General features: G+C 54.6%; 1 pseudogene. It reads right to left on the bottom strand.

The window, feature by feature from the left end:
* Positions 1-527: pseudogene (locus VU18_RS15310) on the bottom strand (transposase); the annotation flags it as partial.

Here is a 527-nt window from a genome sequence, read left to right as displayed (position 1 = left end):
ACGCGAATATACGTCTCGTCCCCGCAAAACGAACCGGACAGCTCATACGGGAACCGGTCGACAAAGGGCTTGATCCAAAGCGCGACGCTGTTGGCGTAGTTGAGCACCGTCTGATGGGAGATCGAGACGCCATGGATGTCCTTCATGGCGGCGGCGGTCTCCCTCGAGGACATCCCAAAGTTGACGTAGTACGTCAACACGAGCCCCAACACGTGCGGCGACGCAGCCAGCCGGGACAAATCGACCTTCGGCTTGATGAGCGACGAGGAAGCCAACGGGAGAAAGTCAAACAAGAACTCTCGAAACAAATACCGCACCTTGAAGGCTTGAGGATCCTGTTGAAACTGTTGGCGCTCCTTCTTCGTCATCCGGCGAAGGTTGGCCTGGTAAAACGGGCAAGCGTTGTTCTTGCACTTATAGATGTTGTATTCTTTGCGTTCCTTGATTTTTTCCAGCGTCTTTTTGCAGTGCGGGCAGCGAAAGACCGCTTGCTTGGTGAACCGATTTCGGTGGTTGAACCGGCACTG

The sequence above is a fragment of the Geobacillus sp. ZGt-1 genome, assembly GCF_001026865.1.
Taxonomy (GTDB): Bacteria; Bacillota; Bacilli; order Bacillales; family Anoxybacillaceae; genus Geobacillus; species Geobacillus thermoleovorans.
The sequence above is the reverse complement of the archived record's forward strand: the minus strand, read 5'-3'. Positions and strand labels throughout refer to the sequence as shown.